This is a genomic window from Pseudomonas sp. 05L36 (genome assembly GCF_056398125.1).
Genome location: NZ_JBFTOU010000008.1, coordinates 21,145 through 45,153 on the forward strand (window position 1 = coordinate 21,145; position 24,009 = coordinate 45,153).

The window sequence follows — 24,009 nt, forward strand, 5'->3', positions numbered from 1 at the left end:
AGCCGCTCCTAGTTCCGGTCCGCGCGCAGCAGCGCAACCAACAGATAAATGAACAGCCCCACTGCCAGCAGTAGTGACACCCCGTCCAGAACGCTCATGGAAGTTCTCCGTGTTACGGCGTATTGCCGCGTGTGGAGTCATTGTCGGAAAGGAGGCTGTAAAGGAACGAGATCGAGGGTGCGGGAGAGGCATAAAGAAAACGTAAAGAGTGGGTTTATGCAGGGGTTACAGGGTGCGGGGCGGAAAAACCGGGAGTGTCGCAGGTAGAACTCTAAATTGTGCGCGAGAGTAGTGAGTGAAGGCTGCAAGTCATGGATAATCCCGCCCGATTGGCGCGACGCAACCGAGTGGGGTCAAGAACTCTTGCACCTCCCCGCTCGCGCCTGCAAGCTACCGCTATTCGCATTTCTGAAGAAGGCTGGCCCAACGTGCGTATCCTTATTACCGGCGGAGCCGGTTTCATAGGCTCGGCCCTTGTCCGCGAGCTGATTCAACACACTGAGCATGATGTGCTCAACCTGGACAAACTGACGTATGCCGGCAATCTCGAGTCGCTGACCAGCATTGCCAACGACACTCGCTACGAGTTCGTTCAGGCCGATATTGTCGATCAGGCGACCGTCAGTGCAGTGCTGGCGCGTTTCCAGCCTCACGCAATCATGCACCTGGCAGCCGAGTCCCACGTCGATCGTTCCATCGACGGGCCATCGGAATTCATCCAGACCAACATCGTCGGCACCTACAGCCTGCTCGAAGCCAGCCGCGCCTATTGGCAAGCCCTCCCGGAGCCTGAGAAAAGCGCCTTCCGCTTTCATCACATTTCCACTGACGAGGTTTACGGCGACCTGCACGGTGTCGACGATCTGTTTACGGAAACGACGCCCTACGCGCCGAGCTCGCCCTACTCCGCCAGCAAGGCAGCGTCCGACCACCTGGTCCGCGCCTGGCAGCGAACCTATGGCTTGCCGGTGCTGCTGACCAATTGCTCGAACAATTACGGGCCGTTCCACTTCCCCGAGAAACTGATTCCGCTGGTCATCCTCAATGCCTTGGCCGGCAAGCCGCTGCCGGTGTATGGCAATGGCCTGCAAGTGCGCGACTGGCTGTTCGTCGAAGATCACGCCCGGGCACTGCTCAAAGTGGTGACCACCGGCACCGTCGGCGAGACCTACAACATCGGCGGGCACAACGAACAAAAGAACATCGACGTGGTACGTGGCATCTGCGCCCTGCTTGAAGAACTGGCACCGCACAAGCCTGAGGGCGTTGCGCATTACGCCGACCTGATCACGTTCGTCCAGGATCGCCCTGGTCATGACCTGCGCTACGCAATCGACGCCAGCAAGATTGAACGCGAACTGGGCTGGGTACCCGAAGAGACCTTCGAAACCGGCCTGCGCAAAACCGTTCAATGGTATCTGGACAATATGGAATGGTGCCGCCGCGTTCAAGACGGCAGCTATCAGGGCGAACGCCTTGGCGCCATCAACCCCAAGGAGCTGCTCGCATGATGAAAGGCATCGTTTTGGCGGGTGGCTCGGGCACGCGCCTGCACCCGATTACGCTTGGAGTGTCGAAACAGCTGTTGCCAGTCTACGACAAGCCAATGATCTACTATCCGATTTCGGTGCTGATGCTGGCCGGTATCAAGGATATTCTGCTGATCTCCACCCCGCAGGATCTGCCCCAATATCGCAATCTGCTGGGTGACGGCAGCCAGTTCGGGGTGAATTTCAGCTTTGCCGAGCAGCCCTCACCGGACGGTCTGGCCCAGGCTTTTCTGATTGGCGAAGAGTTCATTGGCGATGACCCCGTGTGCCTGATCCTGGGCGACAACATTTTCCATGGTCAGCACTTTGGCGAACAATTGCAGAACGCGGCAAAACGCACTTGCGGTGCCACTGTGTTCGGTTACTGGGTCAAAGACCCCGAGCGCTTCGGCGTAATCGATTTCGACAAAGATGGCCGTGCGCTTTCGATCGAAGAGAAACCGAAAAAGCCGAAATCCAGCTATGCCGTTACCGGCCTGTATTTCTACGACAACGATGTGATCGAGATCGCCAAGGCGGTGAAGCCTTCACCTCGCGGCGAGCTGGAAATCACCGACGTCAACAATGCCTATCTGCAACGTGGCGATCTGCAGGTCGAGCGCTTTGGTCGAGGTTTCGCCTGGCTCGACACCGGCACCCACGATAGCTTGCTCGAAGCCTCTCAGTACGTGCAAACCATCGAACACCGCCAAGGCCTCAAAGTCGCCTGTCTCGAAGAGATAGCCTATGAACATGGCTGGATCGACCGCGAACAATTGCTGGAGCGTGCCCGGTACTTTGGCAAAACCGGGTATGGCCAGTACCTGGCCAAACTGGCAGGGGAAGAGCAATGAATCTGTGCGAGCCCGATTCGCCCGGTAACGAGACTGGACTGTTCCCGTGAAAATACTCATCAATGGCCGACATGGTCAGGTTTCACATGAATTGCAACGGCGACTGGGGGCTGCCGGCGAGCTGATCGTATTGGGTCGCGATCAGCTCGACCTTGCGCAACCCGATCAGATTCGCCGTCAGGTGCAAAACGTCCGGCCCGATCTGATCATCAACGCCGCGGCCCATACAGCGGTTGATCTGGCAGAAAGCGAGCCGCAATCAGCCTTTGCCATAAACGCGGTAGCTCCCGGCATCCTTGCCGAAGAAGCGCTGGCTCTCGACATCCCGTTGATACATTACTCCACGGACTATGTATTCGACGGGAGTAAAGCCGGACCTTACACCGAGGACGACACGCCCAATCCGCTTGGGGTGTACGGCAAGAGCAAACTGGCCGGTGAGCAGGCAATCAGGGACGTGCAAGGTAAATACCTGATCCTGCGTACCAGTTGGGTCTATTCAACTCATGGCCGTAACTTTCTGCTGACGATGCAGCGTTTGCTGCAAGAGAAACCGGAGTTACGCGTAGTCGCCGATCAAATCGGCGCCCCTACATGGGCCGGTACAATCGCCAATAGCACCCTTGCCCTGATCGAACGCTGGCAGGCGAACGAAGTTGCCAACTGGGGTACTTATCATCTGACCGCTCAAGGTGAAACCTCCTGGTTCGGCTTCGCACAGGCGATCGGCGAAGCATTGCGACAACAGGGCAAGCCCTGCGCCGACCTGTTACCGATCCCGTCCAGCGACTACCCGACACCCGCAGCCCGGCCGCTCAACTCGCGCCTGGATTGCAGTCGCTTGCAACGCGATTGGGGTGTCAGTCAACCTGACTGGCAAACGGCGTTGCGCGAGTGCCTCACTCAGCAAGCCTGAGCATCAACCGCTGCCCGCACCTGCATTGAAATACCAAACCTGCGCGTTGCAACGGTGTCGGGTAGCGGGCATGCGGGCTTGCTCGCGAAAGCGGCATTTACACCAGCGCCGCCCCTGACTGACGCACAAAATTCGCGCATTCTGTGGCGAACATCCCCGATACGACGCCTTTCATCCTATTACGACGCACCATCGTGAAATGGCACGCCCACTGCACTGGCCTCCCCCGAGCTTTCCAAACCACTCAGGGAGCAAAAACATGAACACACAACTCAAACCCACGCTGGGCACGTTGCACTTGTGGGGCATTGCGGTTGGGCTGGTGATTTCCGGGGAGTATTTCGGCTGGAGTTATGGCTGGGGCGTGGCCGGGACTTTGGGCTTTCTGGTGACCTCATTTTTGGTCGCCACCATGTACACCTGCTTCATCTTCAGTTTCACCGAGCTGACCACTGCCATTCCTCACGCCGGCGGTCCCTTTGCCTACAGCCGTCGCGCCTTTGGCGAAAAAGGCGGGTTGATCGCCGGGCTGGCGACACTGATCGAATTCGTCTTCGCCCCGCCGGCGATTGCCCTGGCCATCGGCGCCTACCTCAATGTCCAGTTTCCAGCCCTTGACCCGAAACACGCGGCAGTCGGTGCCTACATCGTGTTCATGGGCCTCAATATCCTCGGCGTGAAACTGGCAGCGACGTTCGAACTGGTGGTCTGCGTGTTGGCCGTCGCCGAATTACTGGTGTTCATGGGCGTAGTCGCCCCCGCGTTCAGCTTCAGCAACTTCGCCCTCAATGGCTGGGCCGGTTCCGACGTGTTCGATGCTCCGGCGATTGCCGGGATGTTCGCGGCGATCCCCTTTGCCATCTGGTTCTTCCTCGCCATCGAAGGCGCAGCCATGGCCGCCGAAGAAGCCAAGGACCCGAAGCGCACGATTCCCAAGGCTTACATCAGCGGTATTCTGACCCTGGTGCTGCTGGCGATGGGCGTGATGTTCTTCGCCGGTGGCGTCGGCGACTGGCGCACCCTGTCGAACATCAACGACCCGCTGCCACAGGCAATGAAAACCGTGGTCGGCGAAAGCTCGGGCTGGCTGCACATGCTGGTGTGGATCGGCCTGTTTGGTCTAGTGGCGAGTTTTCACGGGATCATCCTTGGCTACTCGCGGCAGTTCTTCGCCCTCGCCCGGGCCGGCTACCTGCCGGTGTCCCTGGCCAGACTGTCACGTTTTCAAACCCCGCACCGGGCGATCATCGCCGGCGGTGTAATCGGCATTGCAGCCATCTACAGCGACGGCTTGATCAACCTAGGCGGCATGACGCTGACCGCCGCAATGATCACCATGGCCGTGTTCGGCGCCATCGTGATGTACATCATGAGCATGCTCAGCCTGTTCAAACTGCGTAAAACCGAGCCGAACCTGGAACGCACCTTCCGCGCCCCCTGCTACCCGCTGGTGCCTTTCATTGCACTGATGCTGGCAGTGGTGTGCCTGGTGGCGATGGCATGGTTCAACACGTTGATCGGCCTGATCTTCCTGGGCTTCATGGTGGCAGGTTTCGTGTACTTCATGCTCACCGCGCAATTGCGCGCCGACGCACCGGCGGATGCGATGTTGACCGGACATTGAAAGCGTTAGAGTGAACCTTGGACAACAGGCATAGAATGGGGGTGATAGCGATGGAACTGCGATGAAACCCCATCACTCAAAGTGGTATGCACGATCGGTTGGCGAACCCTCGTCGACCCGCCCGCTTTTCAAGGAGAGTCCTATGCCCTGGTATGCCTGGCTGATTCTGGTCGTTGCCATCGGCTCGATCGTTGGTGGTCTGATGCTGCTGCGCGACACCGCCAACAAGGTCGAACTGACCGAAGAGCAACGTAAGCGCGTCGCCGAACGCAATGCGGAAATGGACGCCAAGGAAGCGAAGGACCGCTGACTGAAAACCCCGCCTGTATCGGTGGGGTTTGTTTTTGCGTGGAATATCCTTAAATCATACCGCTTTGTACCCATATCGAAGCATCTGCATGCTTTTTAGAAGTAGAAGTACAGTCACCATGCAATTTTCATTGGTTAATATGGTCCGCATTGATGCGGAGATATCAGATGCGTTACTCGCAGGACCATAAAGCCCAGACCCACCAACGCATAATCAAGGAAGCTTCAGCGCGATTTCGACGCGATGGTATCGGCGCGACCGGGCTGCAACCCCTGATGAAAGCTCTGGGCTTGACCCACGGTGGCTTTTACTCGCATTTCAAGTCCAAAGACGAACTGGTGGAGAAAGCCTTGCAAGAGGCTGGCGTACAAGTCGACGAGTTGTGCGCGCAAATCTTCGCCGAGGAACACCCACTCGAAGCTTTCATCGACACCTACCTGTCCGAATGGCATCAAACCTCGCCTCACGAGGGCTGCCCGCTGCTGACCATTTCTTCGGAACTGGGGCTGCGTGGTCAACCGAGTCCAACCAGCGACGTCGTGCTCCAGGCGCGACTCGATCAGATCCAGCACACCCTTGACGGTGAGCGCACCGCCGACCGCAGCATCGTCATCATGTCGACGCTGGTCGGCGCCTTGCTGTTATCCCGCAGCGTCGCCGACGCCGAGTTTGCCCAACGGATTCTCGACGTCGCACGCGATCACCTCAAACATTCACAGGATTAACCCTGCCAACGCTTGAACAGCACACTGGCATTGACCCCGCCAAATCCGAAGCCGTTGGACAGCGCGTATTCGATGGCCATCGGCCGCGCGCTGCCATGAACGATGTCGACACCTTCAGTGGCAGGGTCCGGGTTCTCGAAATTGAGAGTCGCCGGCACGATCTGGTCACGAATCGCCAGCAGCGTAAAGATCGCTTCGAGCCCACCCGCTGCACCGAGCAAATGCCCGGTCGCCGACTTGGTCGATGTCACGGCGATGCCGTTTTGCGCACCGAACAACGCCTTGATCGCCGCCAGCTCACCTAGATCACCAACCGGAGTCGAGGTTGCATGAGCATTCAGATGCTGAACCTGAGCCGGTGAAACACCTGCCTGTGCCAATGCCAACGACATCGCTCGCCGCGCACCGCTACCGTCCTCGGGGCCAGCCGTCAGGTGATAGGCATCGGCGCTGGTACCGTAGCCGACCAGCTCCGCCAGAGGTTGAGCACCACGAGCCAGCGCATGCTCCAGAGACTCGATGACCAGTAGACCGGCCCCTTCTCCCATCACAAAGCCGTCGCGGCCGCTGTCGAAAGGTCGTGAAGCGCGCTCGGGCGTTTCGTTGTAAGCACTGGACAAGGCACGAGCAGCCGCAAAACCGGCAAGACTGACCCGATCGATCGCCGCTTCCGCACCACCGCACACCGCGATATCCGCCTCACCCGCGCGAATCAACCGCGCCGCATCGCCAATCGCCTGAACCCCGGCGGCACATGCCGTGACCGGCGCACCTAATGGCCCTTTGAAGCCATGCTGGATTGACACGTGACCTGCCGCGAGGTTGACCAGAAATGAAGGGATAGTGAATGGAGACAAACGTCTCGGACCACGGCTATCGGTGGTGCGCACCGCATCGGCAATCGCGCCGAAACCACCTACACCTGAACCGATGATGGTGGCCGTGCGCTCCTGGGCATTGGCGTCCAATGCTTGCCAGCCGGCTTGCTCCAGTGCCTGACGCGCCGCTTCCATGGCGAACAGGATGAAGCGGTCCATCTTCTTCTGTTCCTTGGGTGGGGTTGCCCGATCCGGATCGAACCCCGCCTCCGGATCGTCAGCCAACGCAGGCACTGCACCGCCAACCTTGGCCGGCAGGTCGGCAACCACCTCTTGCGGTAAATTGCGCAGCCCGGAACGCCCGGCCAACAGCCGCGTCCAGACTGCCTCGACACCGCTCCCCAGCGGCGACACCAGGCCCATGCCCGTTACAACCACACGACGATCACTCATACCGCAATACCTCAGTCGATTAGGGGCGTTTCATTTGTAACGCGCAGCGGCTTTGCTTTTGGAAAGATTGGGCGCCATCACAAGGCGTGCCGCAACAAAGGCATCCCAGTCGGCGGCATCCGGCAGCGAAGGAATGGTGACCAACTCGCCCTTATCCAGACCCGACAGTGCCGCGTCGACCATCTCGCCCGCTTCCATGACCATCTGGGCCGGAATCTGCGAAGCATCGATACCGGAGCGTTCCCAGATTTCGGTGCGTGTCACCCCAGGCAATACGGCCTGGACCTTGACCCCGGTGCCATCGAGTTCGGCATTCAACGACTGGGTCAGGCTCAATACATAGGCCTTGCTGGCGCTGTAGGTGGCGTTGAAGCGTTCGGGAAACAGCGCTACCACAGAAGCAATGTTGATGATGGTACCCCGGCGCGCCTTGGCAAAACTGGCCGCCGCGGCCGATGCCAATCGCGTCACCGTTGTAACATTCAACTGAATCATTCGCTCCAGTTGATCGGTATCGGCGTTGGCCAACAAGCCATCCGCGGCTACGCCGGCATTGTTCAGTAAAAGGCTGATACTCGAATCGCTGCGCAGACGCTGTTCAAGTTTCAGCACATCGTCCTTCTGCGTCAGATCTGCCTTGAGCACCTCCACCTGAACCCCATGAGCATTGCGCAGCGCGCTTGCCGCTGCTTCAAGCCGCTCCTCGTCACGAGCAACCAGCAACAAATCAAAACCTCGCGCTGCCAACCGTTGCGCGTAAATCGCACCGATACCGGAAGAAGCACCAGTGACGAGGGCGGTGCCTTGGGACTGAATGGACGTCATGACTTGGCTCCTGGGAGATGCCAGAGGGATAGATAAGCGCCTGAATCTCAGCCTGCCTGGACGAGCTGCGTATTTATTATACACATAATTTAATATAGTATATTACAGTCGTAATTTTTCAATTGACGACGGAAGTCAAAACTCGCTGCAGTCACCAAAAATTAAAAAAAGCCGGTCAATAACCGGCCTCCAAGACTGATTTACAAGCATAGTTCAACCGGGACCTCTCGCGATTCTTATCTGGAAGGGCCTGTCGATACCCTTCACTTCGAACAACTCGTCGGCCACAAACAGACCAATACTTTCGCGGTACGCAACAATCGCCAGAGCCTTGGTCTCCCCTACACCGGTTAACTCACGCCGCAAAGTCGGCGCATCGGCCCTGCCAAGATCCACTGTGCCGGTTGCGCATTCGCTGAAGCCTTCCATCACCACCGCAACCTTGGCAGATCCGGATTCGCTGCAGGCTCTGCCTTAGCGGTAAAAGAGGCGCTGGTAAGCAAGGCGAAAACCTGGGAGTAGAAATAGCCTGTACGCATAAATGGCGCTCCATGACATCGGTTGAAGAAGCAGCATTTCTGAAGCTGCTCCTCAAATCAGGCGCCGTGGGAGAATGTCAAGAATGTGTCTGTTGCGGAAAATGAAACAATCAAAGGTCGAGATGAAGGAATTTGGCCAGATAACATTTTGTCAATGCAAACACCGGAGCTGGCAGTACGATTCCAGCAGCTGCGTGATGAGCGAAGAGTGTCTCAACAAAATTTATTTAAATCGCCAATCACTTCGAATAAATTATCCAGCAATAGCGGAACATTAAATACTAACAGATAGTTTAACTATAAGAGTCGCGTGCAACTTTGTGAGAAGATGCATCATCAATAGGTCAATGGCACGATTGAAACCAGGTAGCGCTCCGTGAAAAGGCAGTGGATGGAACTGATTCCGCCCCCTTTAGCGTTGCTAAAATAGCTCATTGATTGCCGAGTCACCAACCGTTGCATCTTCCAGGCAAGCAAGTTTGGTCAGCCACGGCAGAAATCACAGCTTCCGCCGATCGGTTAGAACTGGAGGACCCTGGCTGTAGACAGGGCATTGAAAAAACGTGAAAATCGGCAGCTGCATTATGACCGGCTGCGAAATCTCAATAAATGACTGCGAAGAAAAATATCAGCGCTCTATCCTCTCCAGTGGCTGCGAGTGCTGCAGCCATCGTCGGTCGATTTCTCCTGCTTGGTACGGGGGCCCTGACCGGAATTCTACTGCCACTCACTATGAAGCAAGAGTCCGTGGGCTTGTTTTTTTTGTGCCAATCCATAATAGCAGCGCTTGCCACTTTGGGTCAGTTAGGTTTAAGCATTACAGCTCCAGCTATTATCTCCAGAGCCATCGGTGATAAAGACACTGCCAGGGTAAAGCAAACTTTACGGCGCACTTTAATCATTGGATGCTCAGCGGCAAGTCTGTTCGCGGTTACTTTTTTGATAACTCTAACGGTACTGGAAAACCTGTTGCACTCAGAGTTGACAGGCGCGCTGCAGAAATTAGCACCACTTATCTCAATCAGTATGATGTTAGCTGCCACGGTAACTTTACTATCCGAGCAACACCGGGTTTTAGGACACTTTGTTCAGGCGAGTTTCCTGGTAGTTGGTACTGCTGTCGCCAGCGCTGCTGCCGTCATTATTGCCTGGCAGTCAAAGATAACACTTTCATTGGACACCCTTCTCTTTTCGGGAGTTCTTGGTGTTTTATGTACCGCATTACTGGGTGGATATTCCCTGTGGCGCTGGCACAATACTCATGATGGGGAAACCAAAGAAACTGTAAGTTATTCCGAAATATTGTGGCAAACCATACCTAACCTTACCACCACAAGCGTGCTATTTATCATAGCTCAAGCAGACTTGTGGATCATTGTTTTCTTTGGCAGCACCGCTGACGTAGCAATCTATGGCCTGGCATCACGGCTTGCTATCTTGGTGATAATTCCCTTGGCAGTAGTCAATACAGTCATCGCACCATCAATTGGGCGTCTGTGGGTTCGACGAAAAAAACGTTACTTGCAAAAAGTGATGGGTATCGGTGCGGGTGTAGCAACGGGAATGGCAATTACGGGCTATCTATTATTCGCCATTTTAGGTCAACTCATTATTGCAATGGCTTGGCCAGAAGAGTATTCAGAAGCTTACTTTCTATTTATCATTCTCGGCTTCGCTCAAGTTATTCAGACCTTCGCTGGAACCGCCGGCATGGTCTTGGTCATGTTGCAAAAACAACATATTACCATGCGAATCTCTATTGTCAGCGGTGTACTGATGATCGCCGGAGGAAGTGTGGCATTCATATATTTCGGCATAATTGGATTAGCTATCGTTTATAGCTCGGGCAGTATTATTCAGTCAGCCCTGATGATTCATTATGTAAATCGAATATTCAACCTGAAAACAACTGCCAACTTTAAATCAACAATCAAATTCAGCCAATCCTATTTTCACTAAGAGAATCCACATGGACGATAAAATGACGACACTGCCGAAAGTCACTATTGTCATCCCCACGTACAATACTGCTCGATATTTGCTGGATGCAATTGATAGCGTCAAAAAACAAACCTATCAAAATATCGAACTGATTGTGGTTGATGATGGATCAACCGATGACACTCCGAATTTGCTGAAGAATCATCCTATGCAGTTTTCGCATTTCAGACAGGAAAATGCTGGACAAAGCGCTGCCATGAATTTCGGATGGAAACAAAGTTCCGGCGATTTGTTGGGTTATCTAAGTGCTGATGACAGATTACACCCTACTGCAATCGAGACGATGGTCTCGCGAATGGCGTTGTCACCTGAAGCAGTATTGGCATACCCGGACTTTTGCGTAATCGACGAAGACTCAAATTATGTTAGAACCATTACAGCCCCCGAATATTCTGAAAATCTGCTCATTGCCAATTTCCAATGTTTACCTGGCCCAGGCGCGCTATTCAAACGGACAACATGGGCGCTAGTAGGCGACTGGAATACTGGGTTAAGAAACATTCCGGACATGGACTTTTTTCTGCGTTTTTGTCAACACGGCCCATTCATCCGCGTCCCAGAGGCGCTAGCAGATTTCCGCATTCACTCTGGGTCAACTACCTATAATCCCTCCAGTGTTCAACGTTCAGATGAGCCAGTTATCGTTATTAAAGATTTTTATAATACGAATGGTTTACCCAAAAGGTTTCTTCGCTGGAAAAAAAGGGCGATGGCAAACGCCTATCTGCTGTCAGGATTCATGCACGGTTTCTCCGGCCGTTACCTCATCAGTTTAAAGCAGATGTTTCGGGCCGCAATACTAAGCCCTTCATCACTATTTTCTCGCAAGATGATCAGCTACGTAATCGGCATTTATAAATCCGCATCGGTAAAAAAATGAACGAGATCTCAGAAGGCTATTTTGATAATAAAGCGACAACAACATGGATTGTCGCCACAGTGACTTTACTTAGCGTATGGGCAGGCTTCTATTACCCAGGCATGGTCGCTTTATTTGCAATCTATTGCACACTGAGCATTGCCATAATATATGCCACGATTAAAAATCGACCGAAAAGCTACTTCATATTTTTTCTATTTTCTTTTTTGATTTTAGGTTGCTGGGCAAAAATCACTTTACACTTGCTCATTGGAAACAACTTCATTGAGCCCATAGGAGGCTTTGATGAATCGCCAGCCGCATGGAACAACGCCATTGTAGTACTGATCACAGCATTTAGCGCGCTGCTTATCTGCTACTTCATTGTCGTGGCCGGCTTGCAAGAAAGAAAAGAACTAGAAACCAATATAAACACAAAATTCTTATCAGCACTCTTGGGCATGGCAATCATCTTCACAATTGCCTCTCTAGTTTTTAACTATTACTTTTCGATTATCAAAGTTGGATACGAACCAACTTTAAAGCTACCTAGTTATATTTACGTAGTCTTTTCCTTCATGGTCGCCTGGGGAAACTCTATTGCTCTTTTCACCTTGGCTTACTGGTTGGTAAAAAGCGGAAAATTAACTCCGAACATGCTTTTTTATATCGTCATTATTGAGGGTGCACTGACATCAATTTCGATGGGCAGTCGTGCACAAATGATCCTTCATGTTTCGGCTCCTTTTATTGCTTACCTGATACAAGGGAGAAAACTAGAGTGGAACATATCAAAAATTGGCTGGATAAAGATTTTTTCGACGACCGCTTTATTGTTTGCATTTTCGATAATTTCCGTATCAGTCGATCGCCTTTCTTCGTTTGCAAAGGCAGTACCTTATACAGAAAAAACCATCGTGAAAGGAAATCTGGAAGAATCCGGGACGTCGTTGAAATTATCCGAAAAAGCTTTAATACACGACGCCACCCCAGAGCCATACGTCACCCCGCATCAACTGTCACCCGAACTGAAGTTCAAACGAATCGCAAACGAATTGAGCAAGCTAATCGTAGACCGATGGATTGGCGCTGAAGGAGTTTTAGCAGTAACGAGCAATCATCACCTGAATTTAGATCTTTTTATGAGAGGCTTAAAAGAAGATCCAGCACAAGGCACACAAGCAATATATCAGCGAATATCTAATGCACAGTATGAAAGATTAGAAAATTTTACATTCATGACAATCCCTGGCCCTATAGCAGTACTGTATTACAGCGGCAATCATCTCGTGCTTTTTGCTGGCATGGCACTATTATTCTTCTTGGGTTATAGCATCGAGCTTGCCGCTAAACGGTTACTGAATAATGTTATGACAAGCGCTACTATTGGCGTTGGAATGGCATACTTGACAGTGCAAATTAATTTCCCCAGAGCGTTTCTTTTTTTCGCGATTGAGATAACCGCTTTTCTTATAGGGTTAATTGTACTGAGATGGATACTAAATAAACAAAAGCATCCCATCAACTCTTTACATCAACAAGCACTCTAATTATCCTGAATAAAACCTTCAAAATAATCGACCATATTAGTTACAATTACATGCCAACTATAATGGTCGATTACAAACGACTTAAGTCGTTGCCCTTTAAGCGTCAAATCGTCGGTCTCTGAAAGCATGAGCTGAAGCCCTCTACTGATGCCAGCGGCTGTCGGCTCGACTACTCTTCCCCCGTTGATTGTCTGTACTTCGTCAAAGCCACATGTATTTGTCAGCAATACCGGCAAACCTGTGATTCCTGCTTCCAGAGCAACAAGTGACATGGCTTCCGATCTGGAGGGAATGACAAGCATCAATGCATGTTGATAAGCTTCATTCCGTTGGGCCTCATTGAGAAATCCAATAAAATGAATCTGACGAGCTATTTCATGACCAATCAAAGAGGCCTCAAGCTCGGCTTGCATTCCGAAGTCTGGCCCGGCAAGCACTAAAGGATAATGGTGGGCTGCCTTTGTAGAGAGATAGGCTTTAATAAGCAAATCAGGGCCTTTGACAGGGGCAAGCCTACCCATAAATAAAATATACGGCTCTTCGGGCAGATTCTGCAGTGTACGTATTGGGGTTAACGCGGGCTCCGCCACCCCATTCGGAAACACCGGGATACGATCCGGCAAAAAACCTGTAACTTCTGCAATTAGTATTCGCTCTAACTGAGTAATTGCAATAAACCCCGACGCACTTTTTATAAGTGATTTACCAAGCAACAAATGAAACAGCTTCTTAACTGGACCAGGCTTTCCGATGGAAGCAAATTCACCCGCGGGGCAAAGTACATAAGGAGTCCGCGCGATCCTGGCGAAGAAGCCGGTAATAATGCTCAACAAATTCCAGTAGCCCATGATATGGATAATGTCAGCAGACTTCACCGCTTTCCACAGACGCATAAAATTGACCAATGGGATTGGAAAGTGTTGACCCATTTTTCCAGTAATGTAGGTTTTAACACCTCGAGTATTAAATTCTGATTGCCAGGAATCACCGGACATCGCGATGACTTCACAACGACAGCCTTTATCCGCAAGGGTATTGGCTAAGTGTCTTGTGCGTTCCGCAGTCCCTCCCCCACGCTGTGCATCAAGAGAAATATTAATCAATAAAACATTCATACCGTAGCCCTCAAGTGACTCAAGTAACCTTTAAGGCGCTGGGTGAACAGTGCAGAATCTGGCAATCCAAGTTGCAACAATCGATCTTCTTGGAAGCGACGCATTGGATCGGTATTACTAATCCCTCTGGCATTTAATACCAAACGCAGCACTCGCGAGGGGAGGTAAGGAATATGCAATACTGCAGTACGATTAAATACTTCCAGCAAACAATCCTGAAGATAAGCGAAATTATTATTAGCGTCAGCGTCTTCAGTCACTACAATAATTTCCCCCTGAATTATTGGTGCCGCCGTTGTAACAAACAATAAAACCTCGACTACTTTTTCAACGCTGACCAAATGCATTCGCCGCGCACCGTACAATGAACGGCGCAATGCGAGTTTCCAGCCAGGGGCACTCGAAACTTCCCTTACGAATGAAACAACATTTAATCCACCGACACCAAATACCGCGCCAAGGCGCAAAATCAAGGCTTCGAAATGCTCGGCATTGACGGCGCTCACAAACTTCTCAGCAGCGGCATGCTCACGCTCATAAGGCGTGATAGGCACGATCTGTGAAGCCGAAGTACAAATGCTGTCCTGGCTTGCTCCAAAAACGTCAATACTTGAAACATGGATATAACGTTTAACACGTGCATTGCCGCAAGCGAGCAAAATATTCTTGATCGCTGACAAGAACCATCCGGTGCCGTCTGGCCGCAGCAAATTCAAAACGATGCTGCCGCAATTCAAAATTTTCTCTAACGACGCGCTATCATCCAAGTCAAAATGTCGAACCTGTATAGGCGATTCTGTTAACCAATGTGGCTCGTTTCGATGGACCGCGAAAATAATTTCGAACTCTTTGCTGTAATCAACTAAAGAATTGAGTAAATGCTGACCAACAAAGCCAGTTCCACCTATCACAACGATACGCTGTTCAATGGTAGAGTGAACTTCGCATTCAGTATCACTTGTCTCAAGATTCAAGATGACTCACTCCTTAAATGCACACACAATTCAAGCCCTAGTATTCGTACCAATGCCATCAAAAATATAAAAACAGCTTAAAAAATATAATACATCTATTCAGTACGACTACTCAGCCCACCATGGATCCAGGATTTTTTTCAGTTAAAATCCGTAATATAACCGGCTTAATGATCAAGACGCCGCTGTTCGTAAATCCAATCCACTATCTCTCCTTGAGGGGTGTATCCATGGACTGTTTCTCTCAATAATTGTCGAACGAGAGAGTAATCATTCTCATCAAGCGCCGCAAGCAGATGCGTCAGCTTGACCTTGAGGACTTCCCAGGCCAAATAATCCTCGTGAGCACTCATGATCATCGGGTGCTGAGTTGCAACTACGTTGTCACCAATCAGCAGTTCTTCGTAGAGTTTCTCTCCCGGGCGTAACCCAGTAAACTCAATGGAGATATCACCGTGCGGATTTTTTTCTGAACGAACACTTAAACCTGACAGATGAATCATTCTCTCTGCCAGCTCAACAATTTTTACCGGTTCGCCCATATCCAGCACGAAAACATCACCTCCCATCCCCATAGAGCCCGCCTGAATAACCAGTTGCGCCGCCTCTGGAATGGTCATGAAGTAACGAGTGATTTTAGGATGAGTAACCGTGAGCGGGCCACCTGATTTTATTTGTTTGTGAAATAATGGTATCACCGAGCCGGAAGAACCTAAAACGTTTCCAAAACGGACCATCGTAAATCGGGTTCGATTGACTCTGGATATGCTTGCAGTGTCACCAAATAGTACCGGTGCGGGCTCCTTGCTGAGAGCTTGAAGCGTCAGTTCGGCAAGACGCTTGGTGCTACCCATGACATTTGTAGGCCGTACAGCTTTATCCGTCGAAATCAATACAAAATTAGCCACGCCTGCCTGGATTGCAGCTTGGGCCGTATTAAGTGTACCCATTACATTATTGAGTACACCCTCGGCAATATTATGTTCGACCATCGGAACGTGTTTATAAGCCGCGGCGTGATAGACTGTCTCTACATGCCATGTTGACATCACATCTAAAATTTTAGCCTTATCACGGACCGATCCGAGGATCGGAAGAATTTTCGTAGACAACGACTCCCGAACAATTCGTTGCTCAAGCTCCGACAAAATACTATAGAGATTAAATTCACTATGCTCGAGCAATAAGAGGACCGTGGGTTGCAATGACAATATCTGCCGGCACAACTCAGAACCTATAGACCCACCAGCCCCGGTAACAAGTACGACCTGTTGTTTGATGCAATGTTCGAGTAACTCATGTTGGGCAGCAACTGCATCACGCCCCAATAAGTCGGCGATATCTACTTCTTGGATATCATCGACTTTTACGCGTCCGCTAGCCAAATCCATGAACCCGGGGACAGTGCGAACATGAAGGGGATATTCCTCCAGAAAACCAAGTATTTCTCGACGACGCCCACGAGATGTGGAGGGTATCGCTAATAAAATTTCCTGCACACCAGTAGCTTCAATCATCTCCTTGATATGCTTTGGTTTATAAACCTTAAGCCCAGAAATAACTCGACTGGCAATACTTCTATCGTCATCGATAAAGGCGACCGGACGCATGGCTCGTCCCATTCGCAAAGCTGCTACAAGCTGATTTCCGGCAGCACCAGCTCCATAAATGGCCACCTTAGGTAATCCGTTATCCCGGCTGGTGAAAGGAACATGTTGAGCTGCGGAAAACCAATCACCGAGAAAGTATTGGCGCATGAACAGTCGAAGACCACCGATCATGACCAAACTTAGCCACCAATAATTAAAAATTATTGACCGCGGCACAATATTCTGATGATTACTATACCAATACACGACAACGCCAAGAATTAACGATGACAAACTTACCGCTTTGACGATCGTAATAAGGGCATCATTACCAAAATAGCGCATGACTGCGCGATACATTCCAAATTGAAAGAAAAGTGGAATTGCTACAAACTGCGCACTCAAAAAAAGCCAGAGATGCTGAGTGAGCGGGTTGACCATCTCATCGATGCCTAATCGGACAACAAATGCCATCCACAGGGCTAGCCACACCAACGCGACATCAGCAGCAACCTGGATCAGTCGTTTACTGCGGCGCGGAAGACCTAATAACAAAGCCCGGAATCTTTCCATAACCCCTTCGAACGCTCCAACCACACCTATTTTTATGACGCTTAGAATGCGCTCATTCCCGTACGACTGTCATTTTACACCAGTAAGAGTCGAACATCCGGGCTTGGCCCGAATTTTTTCTTTCTCGCCCGGATGAAATGCTTTTATAATTTAGACTGCGTTTACCTGCTGGAATACGGTAATAGCGCGCCGCCAATGCGGCACTGTTATCAGGATCACAAACCAGTCAGGCGCCCGACTCAACGATTACGCAGATCCCTCTCCTTGCAAGGCCGTCATGATAGGGCAACCGGCCGTAAGATGTGATTGGACTTTACTGCATAGTGCGCAGAAGATATCTCCTCATCACTTAAACCAACCAACAAAATTGAGAAACTCTCAAATATTTATTACATGCAACCCACAGAACATCGCACTGACAATAACAAATCATCAAAACAGTGATTATTTTTACTGTTTCTGCCCCAACTCAAGCATGCTACCGCTGCCGAAAGTCAATATCTTCTTCCAGCCTTAACAACCTGCTGGTTTCTACCATCGAGCCCGTAGACTGAGCAGTACAGACACCCCAACAAATACCACACTAAAGTTATACCCCATCGACAAGCAAGGTAGGCAGACTAGCAGGCGCACTTCTCCTGCATTCTTGAGAAACCGCTCTATCTACCGAACTGAAAAAAAGTTGCAGATATAACAAATCGAAAACGATGGATTACCGATACCCGGAAAACATCACTGAACCGTCAACCGAACGCTCATCTCTTTATAATTTACTTGGCTGACGTCCGCGACAGCTTCCTGATCCTAAGCAATAACCAAAACAATAGAGGCCCCAACACCATCCCTACCAACAGTGAAAGCACTACAATTACCGACACGGGCAATGCAGGCCCTGTCCACCCAAGAAACACCATCGAAATGGTTTGTTGGTTTTCCAGGACGAACACCAAGACCACTAAGATCAATAGCAACAACAAAACCGCAAGCATTACGCGTTTAATATTAGACATCAGTAACAACCCAAACTCCGTTTACTATCACGACACTTCCTCCTCATCCTCATTCACCCGATCACGCAACTCCTTGCCGGGCTTGAAATGCGGAACGAACTTGCCATCGAGGCTGACAGACTGACCGGTTTTCGGATTGCGCCCCACGCGCGGTGCGCGATAGTGCAGTGAGAAACTGCCGAAGCCACGGATCTCGATGCGATCGCCGGTGGCCAGGCATTGGGACATTTGCTCAAGCATGGTCTTGATGGCCAGCTCCACATCCTTTGATGAGAGCAGTCCTTGATGGGTGACAATTCGTTCGATCAACTCCGACTTCGTCATATTTTTCCCTTCTTTTTCAAGCAGCTAGATCAGCGCTTCAAAGGTTTTAGCACGCCCGGACGATTTTGAACAGCCCATTGCATTTACCGCATTCTCTCCCCGCATGAGCGTCCGCGCCCCGGCACCCAGCTCACCTACAGATAACCAACATGGTCCGTGTCAATAAACCCGCAGGATTGAAGCCAAAGAAGTATTCATCTTCATCCCTGGCGTCGTCGGACCTGGCCACAACCTTGTAACCTGCCCCCTTACATTCCCTGTCAGCTCGCTTTTGACACCTCTCCCACCCCGATCCCAGCCCCGAGCAATCGATCTCGACGCCACTGACCCCGTGTACCGCATGGGTCCTTGCATTAGTCGTACAACCCGCCAATGTCAGTACGGCAATCACGACAATGAGCCTTTTCATTCACATCCTTATGCCAGACGCCTCGCCTGACCGTCGTTCGCCTTCAGGCATAAGACTAGTTGCAAATAAACGACTGATCCGATTAAAGAAAAAGACAACCTGAAGCGCCTTGAGTTTCTGCAATCCTCCCCGGGAACCAATATCCTGTTCAACCCGAGTGGTAGCACAGGAGCATCAGTAGCTAATGGCTTGCCGCGACGATGGCATGATTGAGGAATACGACCTGTACGCCGCACGCCGATAGTTCTTCCATCAGCAATGCCTGGTGGGCATATTTTCGTGACAGCCGGTCTGGGGGGACAGGACGTAGAGACGATCTACCAAGCCAAGTGCAGCGCGGTCTCTGAGCCGTTCCAATTGTGGGCGAATCAGCGTCGCGCCGCTGACGCCAGCGTCGATAAAGCGCATGTCCTCAACGACTTGGGCGCCATCAGCCACGATCCGCTCCATCAGCGCGGCAATCTGGCTTTCAATCGTGCCGCGTTTAGCCTGTTGGTCAGAGGATACCCGGGCATAGAGCGCCACCATCTGAATCACAGCCTGGCTCATTGCTCACCTCGCTTGGCAGTACGATGCTTTTTCACAGGGGACCGGGATTGCGACAACTCTGAGGAAGTCCGCGTTTCTGTCGGTTTTAGCTGCTCGTAGACCCTCTCGAGCTCTTCACAAGAGAATCGATTTGGCTCAAAAGCCACACGAATACGCCAGATCCGCGGTTTTCGGCTCATGACTGAATTCTCCCGTCAGTGGGGGCGATGACCTCAATGACGAGAACAATCTCGACGCCGGGGCATCCCGCATACCTCGCAGCAAAACTCTCCATGACAATGCACAGCCCCCATTTTATCCGAGAGTTTGCTCTATTGTTGCCGGCGCTATCTCGCCGTTGTTGTCGAACATCCTGCTCCACGAACTCGATCGTGAATTGGAGCGGCGAGGCCATCGTTTCGTGCGCTACGCCGACGATGCGAACATTTATGTGCGTAGGCGTCGTTCCGGTGAGCGAGTGATGGCCGGCGTCGAGCGGTTCTTGAGGCAGCGTCTGAAACTGACGCTGAACCGGGAAAAGAGCCGGGTAGCCGGGTCATGGATGTGTGACTACTTGGGCTACGGGATGAGCTGGCATCAACAGCCAAGGCTGAGTATCGGCTACGTTGAGATCGGTGATGTTCTGAGGCGTAGCCTGGAGTTCAACAATAACGTCAAGAATCTCGACGGGTTCTTCACAGGCGTGGTGGAGCGTTGCTGGATCAACAGCGGCATCCACGGCACCTACATGGGCGACAGCCTCACGATCCAGCACAACACGATTACCGGTCGCAACTGCGGTATCGAGGTGATCGGCTTGTCTGGCGCTCAGCAGATGGCCATCCATGACAACAACATCACGACCAACGGCGGGGCGCTGGCGTTGATCAACGTCGAACAGCCTCAAATCACGATCAATCAGTTGGAGCACCCTGGTTACTCGTCCCGCTACACGGGCATCTACGATCCGTTCATCCATCTGTCGGGTTGCTTTAAGCCTTACCTGCATCGAAACACTATCAATCCCGACAACCGTTCTGGCGACTATGCAAACAGCGTTTTGCCGTCAAGCACCATAACTACCGATAACGGCACGACCAAGACGGTGCTGAGCGGAAACGATATGAACAAGGCGCGTTTGTATCATGTGAACAGTGGGGTGACAGGCGCGGTGGTGTACCTCGACAAGTATCAGACCTACTACAACGAAGCGGCTTTGGCCTCTACTGGTACGGTCGTAGCGGAGGCTCTCGCAGGATGAAAATTCAGTACACACAATGGCCGCGCAGCGGGAAGATCAGCGCGAAGCTCGTCTACGCCGACGGTACCCATAAGGTCGGTCCTCCTTGCGATACGGAAAAGGTAGCTCTGGCTGCAGCCAGGAAGGCTGAAGCGGAGAAGTAGCCCAAGCGATCCTATGCCAGGGACGGCTGGTGTGTTGTCGCAGACCAGTCTCAAAGCTGATAGCATGCCGGCCTACTGACTATATGTTCGCCTAAAGGACGACTGGCAATGACTTTGGCCAAGGTAATACGCTGTGCATCGCCGAAACGGATTACGTTGGCGGGGTTGGCCCTGGTTTAGATTTCTTCCTCTGCGCTGGGCTCGTCTTTGGTAGAGTAAGCAGCTGCAGCTTGGAAAACGGCAGATCAGGAAGCGAGAGATTGTAGTATCCCGGATATGGACCTGATTGATGCGGTCCCAAAATCCGTAAGAGATCAAGAGGGATGCCAAATCAAAGCAGGCTCGCGTTCTTGGACCCAGCAAATCCAATCTGACATGTCCTGTGCGATAGCTTCTCTGGATATAGTGGGGGTGATCAAGCAGGAAAGTTACGACAGGGTATGCGTCGTGGAGCTCACCCGAGCTAAGCGAGACTCGATTGTGGCAAGCGCCAAGTAGATCCCGAGTGCCCGATACACTTGCCGGCTATCGGCTTAGCATTTCAAGGAAATCAGGAATGTATTCATCATTCGTCAATCGTGGCAGTCTCTTGCTTGCCCCTGCTTTAGCGCTGTGTTCATGGATATCTTTGAATCCGTACTTTTTATGGGGCTCCAGTAGGCATATTGCACTTGCCGGACTAACGGCTGGCGTCATTGCGGCGCTCGCGTTCATCGCTGGTGATAGGCCACGTAAAAGTGAAATGATCGGCTTTGCCATGATGGCCATTTTTATAGTCTACATAAGCTTCCTCCCGAAAACGGACGGAAGCTTTACACGTTGGTATTTCGTTCTGCCGACTATGCTAGCGCTCTTCGTATTCGAAGACAGTCGGAGAGCCGAACTTATAAAAGCATTTTCGATTATCTTCGGGTTGAGCTTGCTGCCAGGTGTTTTGGTATCGATTGGCGCCATTCTCGGGCTTCAAATCAGCTTTAATCACAGCCCGCTTCTAAACCCTGTAATGGCCGCAGCGGGGGGTTATTATCTGAATGTGCCCGGTGTGCTATTGCTTGGGAATAACGTGACGTCTCTACCATGGGGCGGAACGCTCTACCGTTTGTGTGCGGTTTATGATGAGCCGGGGATGGTGGGTACCGTTTCAGCATTTCTGCTCGCAGCCCATAGGTTCCGGATCAGGTCAACAGCCACCATCCTACTTTTCGTAGGCGGGTTGCTCTCGTTTTCTTTGGCGTTTGCAGTGCTGACAGTCGCTGGTTTTGCTGCTCGCCTGGTGCTGACCCGATCTGCCAGAACCTTGGCGCCTCTCGCTCTGAGCGTAGTTGCAGGGCTGCTTGCCGCAGGAGTCATCAAGCCAGATTCTTTCCACACAGAAACGAATGCGAAAGGCCCTGGAGTCGAAGTCACTACATCGGCGCCTAGCTTGACAGGACCATTGTCTTCTCCTCCGGAGCTAGTTGCTAGCCTCCCAGAGACGCAGGCATCGGAAGCTTCGGTAGTGAAAAACACCACTGAATTACCGGCCTCAACCTTGCGTCAGACTCAGTACATAAACAATAGATCGCTTCCTGAAATGCAAAAACTGCTCAATGACTATTGGTCTTCAGGTTTGAAGACTCTTATGTTCGGGGTAAGCTCTGACGCTAGCGTAACGTTTGGTGGAGTCTCTCAAGTGGTAACGAGAATATTCACGGACTTTGGGATCATCGGGATGATCCTTTTTGCAGGCTCTATGATTTTGCTTGCTATCGCGCTTCTGCGTAGAGCTGATTTGCCGAAATGGGCATTACTGTTTTTCGCGCTGTTCCTGTTTAGTATATATCAGCGGCCAATTGTCTGGATGCCTTACGCGTTCACGCTGTTCATTTGTTGTCCGGTATTAGCTGGAGTTAACGTGAGGAAACGAATCAGCGTTACTTAAACGTTATGACTTCATAACAGCTTCAATCTCAACATGACCCGCTACGGCGGGTTTATTGAGATGGTCAGCCTGACCGAGAAGCCCTGCAGGTTTACGCTTGCAGGGCTTTTCTCGTTTTTGGCGGAGGATCTCTCATGAACACGGTGACACTTCGTAAGCGATCCGTAAACCCCGCCAGCCATCAAGATGGATAGCGCGTTTAACTACGCGATACCGGCGAGCAGTTCCAGGGCAGTAAAGCTTCGTAATCCTCAACCGAAGAGGCCGTCGGCAGGCGCTCAAGTGCTGGCGCAGCCACGCATAGGGCTCTTGGCCGTTGGCTTTGGTTGTCTCGACCAGGCTGTAAAGTTGAGCACTGGCCGTCGCGCCTTTGGACGTGTCGGTGAACAACCAGTTCTTCCTTCCGATCACGAAGGGCCTGATGGCGCGTTCGGCAGGGTTGTGGTCAATCGGCAAGTAGCCTTCCTCGACATACCACGCAAGTTTGTTCCAGTTGTTGGCCAGATAACTGATGGCTTTGCCCAGGGCGCTCTGAGCTGTGACCTGAGGCTGTGTCTTTTCCATCCAGTTTTTCAACTGAGCCAGCACCGGCAGGCTGTGCGCGTGACGACCGGTTTTACGCTCGCCGTCGTTGCCGGCCTGTAGATCGCGTTCGATGCCATAAAGCTTGTTGATCAGGTTCAGCGCGATGTCGGCACGTCCCGTCTTGCCTTTGGGCTGTACTTTTTGCGCTTCGACGAATTTGCGTCGTGCATGCGCCCAGCAGCCTAAACGCTCAACCCCCTCCTGCGCGCCCAGCGCGTTGTAACCGGCATAATCATCGGTCATCACGTAGCCGCGATAGCCATCAAGCAGACGCGTCGGCACCTCCTGAGCCCGGCTTGTTGAGGAAGACGAAAAGCACAGGGTCGAATACCGCGACCTTGATATCCAGTTCGACCAGCGCGGCCAGGCCATCAATGGATTTTCGAAAGTCCACGGGTTTGGGGTAAAGATAGACTTTTTCGACTTTTGCATCGGGGCGCATCATGGCGGGCTGGCTCTTGAGGGAATCGGGAGCACAGCATCCGGGATCAGCTAAGCGCTTTGAATGTGGGGTTCATGGAGCGCTTACAACGAATTAACCGCTCAGGCCACCAGGAGCGGTTTTTCACCTTGG

The 24,009-nt window shown here is 51.8% G+C and carries 21 protein-coding genes and 3 pseudogenes; 11 read left to right on the forward strand and 13 right to left on the reverse strand.

What is annotated here, in order from left to right; translation table 11 throughout:
• Window positions 1–8 precede the first annotated feature (8 nt).
• Window positions 9–98, reverse strand: coding sequence for a K(+)-transporting ATPase subunit F (kdpF, locus tag AC1DKH_RS10980; RefSeq protein WP_007899818.1), 90 nt, complete (start codon window positions 96–98; stop codon window positions 9–11).
• 330 nt (window positions 99–428) lie between these two features.
• Between kdpF and rfbB the strand changes: the two genes are divergently transcribed.
• The 6 genes from rfbB (at window position 429) to AC1DKH_RS11010 (ending at window position 5,958) form a co-directional block, all read left to right on the forward strand.
• On the forward strand, window positions 429–1,511 hold the full coding sequence (gene rfbB, locus AC1DKH_RS10985; protein WP_477764731.1) for a dTDP-glucose 4,6-dehydratase: 1,083 nt from the start codon (window positions 429–431) through the stop codon (window positions 1,509–1,511).
• Window positions 1,508–2,383 carry a glucose-1-phosphate thymidylyltransferase RfbA gene (gene rfbA, locus AC1DKH_RS10990; RefSeq protein WP_477798166.1) on the forward strand — a complete coding sequence of 292 codons (876 nt, stop codon included), beginning with the start codon at window positions 1,508–1,510 and terminating at the stop codon, window positions 2,381–2,383. Before rfbB ends, rfbA begins: the two co-directional genes overlap by 4 nt.
• 46 nt (window positions 2,384–2,429) lie before the next feature.
• A complete protein-coding gene (rfbD, locus tag AC1DKH_RS10995) occupies window positions 2,430–3,299 on the forward strand; it encodes a dTDP-4-dehydrorhamnose reductase (protein WP_477798167.1) in 870 nt (289 codons plus the stop codon).
• 259 nt (window positions 3,300–3,558) lie between these two features.
• Window positions 3,559–4,923, forward strand: coding sequence for an ethanolamine permease (gene eat, locus AC1DKH_RS11000; RefSeq protein WP_477760137.1), 1,365 nt, complete (start codon window positions 3,559–3,561; stop codon window positions 4,921–4,923).
• A gap of 142 nt (window positions 4,924–5,065) precedes the next feature.
• On the forward strand, window positions 5,066–5,233 hold the full coding sequence (locus tag AC1DKH_RS11005) for a DUF2897 family protein (RefSeq protein WP_477760138.1): 168 nt from the start codon (window positions 5,066–5,068) through the stop codon (window positions 5,231–5,233).
• A 167-nt stretch (window positions 5,234–5,400) separates the two neighbouring features.
• Complete coding sequence (locus AC1DKH_RS11010; RefSeq protein WP_477760139.1) at window positions 5,401–5,958, forward strand: TetR/AcrR family transcriptional regulator; 558 nt, start codon at window positions 5,401–5,403, stop codon at window positions 5,956–5,958.
• Here the strand turns inward: AC1DKH_RS11010 and fabF are convergent.
• From fabF to AC1DKH_RS11025, 3 genes and pseudogenes are all read right to left on the reverse strand, one after another.
• Complete coding sequence (gene fabF, locus AC1DKH_RS11015; RefSeq protein ID WP_477798168.1) at window positions 5,955–7,229, reverse strand: beta-ketoacyl-ACP synthase II; 1,275 nt, start codon at window positions 7,227–7,229, stop codon at window positions 5,955–5,957. The genes AC1DKH_RS11010 and fabF overlap by 4 nt on opposite strands.
• Before the next feature lie 30 nt (window positions 7,230–7,259).
• Window positions 7,260–8,054, reverse strand: a complete 795-nt coding sequence (locus AC1DKH_RS11020; protein ID WP_477798169.1) for an SDR family NAD(P)-dependent oxidoreductase — start codon at window positions 8,052–8,054, stop codon at window positions 7,260–7,262.
• A gap of 175 nt (window positions 8,055–8,229) precedes the next feature.
• Window positions 8,230–8,593 (reverse strand): annotated as a pseudogene (locus AC1DKH_RS11025) (ComEA family DNA-binding protein).
• A gap of 609 nt (window positions 8,594–9,202) precedes the next feature.
• Here AC1DKH_RS11025 and AC1DKH_RS11030 point away from each other — a divergent pair.
• From AC1DKH_RS11030 to AC1DKH_RS11040, 3 genes are read left to right on the forward strand one after another with little or no spacing between them, the layout of a single operon-like run.
• The gene (locus AC1DKH_RS11030) at window positions 9,203–10,552 is read left to right on the forward strand and encodes a lipopolysaccharide biosynthesis protein (protein WP_477760142.1); all 1,350 of its coding nucleotides are present in this window, start codon (window positions 9,203–9,205) and stop codon (window positions 10,550–10,552) included.
• A 10-nt stretch (window positions 10,553–10,562) separates the two neighbouring features.
• A complete protein-coding gene (locus AC1DKH_RS11035; RefSeq protein ID WP_477798170.1) occupies window positions 10,563–11,474 on the forward strand; it encodes a glycosyltransferase in 912 nt (303 codons plus the stop codon).
• Window positions 11,471–13,003, forward strand: coding sequence for a hypothetical protein (locus AC1DKH_RS11040; protein ID WP_477798171.1), 1,533 nt, complete (start codon window positions 11,471–11,473; stop codon window positions 13,001–13,003). Before AC1DKH_RS11035 ends, AC1DKH_RS11040 begins: the two co-directional genes overlap by 4 nt.
• On the opposite strand, the gene AC1DKH_RS11045 is transcribed toward AC1DKH_RS11040, so the two are convergent.
• The 7 genes from AC1DKH_RS11045 to AC1DKH_RS11075 form a co-directional block, all read right to left on the reverse strand.
• A complete protein-coding gene (locus AC1DKH_RS11045; protein ID WP_477798172.1) occupies window positions 13,000–14,118 on the reverse strand; it encodes a glycosyltransferase in 1,119 nt (372 codons plus the stop codon). The two genes, AC1DKH_RS11040 and AC1DKH_RS11045, sit on opposite strands and share 4 nt — an antisense overlap.
• Window positions 14,115–15,092 carry an NAD-dependent epimerase/dehydratase family protein gene (locus tag AC1DKH_RS11050; protein WP_477798173.1) on the reverse strand — a complete coding sequence of 326 codons (978 nt, stop codon included), beginning with the start codon at window positions 15,090–15,092 and terminating at the stop codon, window positions 14,115–14,117. Before AC1DKH_RS11050 ends, AC1DKH_RS11045 begins: the two co-directional genes overlap by 4 nt.
• Window positions 15,093–15,259: 167 nt before the next feature.
• Window positions 15,260–17,254, reverse strand: coding sequence for a polysaccharide biosynthesis protein (locus AC1DKH_RS11055; RefSeq protein WP_477798174.1), 1,995 nt, complete (start codon window positions 17,252–17,254; stop codon window positions 15,260–15,262).
• A 770-nt stretch (window positions 17,255–18,024) separates the two neighbouring features.
• Window positions 18,025–18,264 carry a lipopolysaccharide assembly protein LapA domain-containing protein gene (locus AC1DKH_RS11060; protein WP_477798175.1) on the reverse strand — a complete coding sequence of 80 codons (240 nt, stop codon included), beginning with the start codon at window positions 18,262–18,264 and terminating at the stop codon, window positions 18,025–18,027.
• A 27-nt stretch (window positions 18,265–18,291) separates the two neighbouring features.
• Window positions 18,292–18,588, reverse strand: a complete 297-nt coding sequence (ihfB, locus tag AC1DKH_RS11065; RefSeq protein WP_108215432.1) for an integration host factor subunit beta — start codon at window positions 18,586–18,588, stop codon at window positions 18,292–18,294.
• Window positions 18,589–18,718: 130 nt separating this feature from the next.
• Complete coding sequence (locus tag AC1DKH_RS11070; RefSeq protein ID WP_477798176.1) at window positions 18,719–18,997, reverse strand: hypothetical protein; 279 nt, start codon at window positions 18,995–18,997, stop codon at window positions 18,719–18,721.
• A 252-nt stretch (window positions 18,998–19,249) separates the two neighbouring features.
• Window positions 19,250–19,546: a recombinase family protein gene (locus AC1DKH_RS11075; protein WP_477798177.1), complete on the reverse strand. Its 297-nt coding sequence runs from the start codon at window positions 19,544–19,546 to the stop codon at window positions 19,250–19,252.
• Window positions 19,547–19,868: 322 nt separating this feature from the next.
• Between AC1DKH_RS11075 and AC1DKH_RS11080 the strand changes: the two are divergent.
• Window positions 19,869–20,183, forward strand: a pseudogene (locus tag AC1DKH_RS11080) (reverse transcriptase domain-containing protein); the annotation flags it as partial.
• A 1,302-nt stretch (window positions 20,184–21,485) separates the two neighbouring features.
• Window positions 21,486–22,850 (forward strand): hypothetical protein, encoded by a 1,365-nt coding sequence (locus tag AC1DKH_RS11085; RefSeq protein WP_477759891.1) that lies wholly within the window; start codon window positions 21,486–21,488, stop codon window positions 22,848–22,850.
• Between the two features lie 199 nt (window positions 22,851–23,049).
• Here the strand turns inward: AC1DKH_RS11085 and tnpC are convergent.
• Both tnpC and tnpB read right to left on the reverse strand, forming a co-directional pair.
• Window positions 23,050–23,738 (reverse strand): annotated as a pseudogene (gene tnpC / locus AC1DKH_RS11090) (IS66 family transposase); the annotation flags it as partial.
• The gene (gene tnpB, locus AC1DKH_RS11095; RefSeq protein ID WP_477759892.1) at window positions 23,698–23,880 is read right to left on the reverse strand and encodes an IS66 family insertion sequence element accessory protein TnpB; all 183 of its coding nucleotides are present in this window, start codon (window positions 23,878–23,880) and stop codon (window positions 23,698–23,700) included. The gene tnpB and the pseudogene tnpC, both read right to left, overlap by 41 nt.
• Window positions 23,881–24,009 lie beyond the last annotated feature (129 nt).

Bases quoted from the DNA above. Each gene is read 5' to 3' on its own strand.
- AC1DKH_RS11010 (WP_477760139.1), top strand. From the start codon at position 5,401: ATGCGTTACTCGCAGGACCATAAAGCCCAGACCCACCAACGCATAATC.
- AC1DKH_RS11020 (WP_477798169.1), bottom strand. From the start codon at position 8,054: ATGACGTCCATTCAGTCCCAAGGCACCGCCCTCGTCACTGGTGCTTCT.
- AC1DKH_RS11035 (WP_477798170.1), top strand. From the start codon at position 10,563: ATGGACGATAAAATGACGACACTGCCGAAAGTCACTATTGTCATCCCC.
- AC1DKH_RS11075 (WP_477798177.1), bottom strand. From the start codon at position 19,546: ATGAGCCAGGCTGTGATTCAGATGGTGGCGCTCTATGCCCGGGTATCC.
- AC1DKH_RS11005 (WP_477760138.1), top strand. From the start codon at position 5,066: ATGCCCTGGTATGCCTGGCTGATTCTGGTCGTTGCCATCGGCTCGATC.
- kdpF (WP_007899818.1), bottom strand. From the start codon at position 98: ATGAGCGTTCTGGACGGGGTGTCACTACTGCTGGCAGTGGGGCTGTTC.
- eat (WP_477760137.1), top strand. From the start codon at position 3,559: ATGAACACACAACTCAAACCCACGCTGGGCACGTTGCACTTGTGGGGC.
- AC1DKH_RS11060 (WP_477798175.1), bottom strand. From the start codon at position 18,264: ATGTCTAATATTAAACGCGTAATGCTTGCGGTTTTGTTGTTGCTATTG.
- AC1DKH_RS11055 (WP_477798174.1), bottom strand. From the start codon at position 17,254: ATGGAAAGATTCCGGGCTTTGTTATTAGGTCTTCCGCGCCGCAGTAAA.
- AC1DKH_RS11085 (WP_477759891.1), top strand. From the start codon at position 21,486: ATGTATTCATCATTCGTCAATCGTGGCAGTCTCTTGCTTGCCCCTGCT.
- AC1DKH_RS11070 (WP_477798176.1), bottom strand. From the start codon at position 18,997: ATGAAAAGGCTCATTGTCGTGATTGCCGTACTGACATTGGCGGGTTGT.
- AC1DKH_RS11040 (WP_477798171.1), top strand. From the start codon at position 11,471: ATGAACGAGATCTCAGAAGGCTATTTTGATAATAAAGCGACAACAACA.
- AC1DKH_RS11045 (WP_477798172.1), bottom strand. From the start codon at position 14,118: ATGAATGTTTTATTGATTAATATTTCTCTTGATGCACAGCGTGGGGGA.
- fabF (WP_477798168.1), bottom strand. From the start codon at position 7,229: ATGAGTGATCGTCGTGTGGTTGTAACGGGCATGGGCCTGGTGTCGCCG.
- ihfB (WP_108215432.1), bottom strand. From the start codon at position 18,588: ATGACGAAGTCGGAGTTGATCGAACGAATTGTCACCCATCAAGGACTG.
- AC1DKH_RS11030 (WP_477760142.1), top strand. From the start codon at position 9,203: ATGACTGCGAAGAAAAATATCAGCGCTCTATCCTCTCCAGTGGCTGCG.
- tnpB (WP_477759892.1), bottom strand. From the start codon at position 23,880: ATGATGCGCCCCGATGCAAAAGTCGAAAAAGTCTATCTTTACCCCAAA.
- rfbA (WP_477798166.1), top strand. From the start codon at position 1,508: ATGATGAAAGGCATCGTTTTGGCGGGTGGCTCGGGCACGCGCCTGCAC.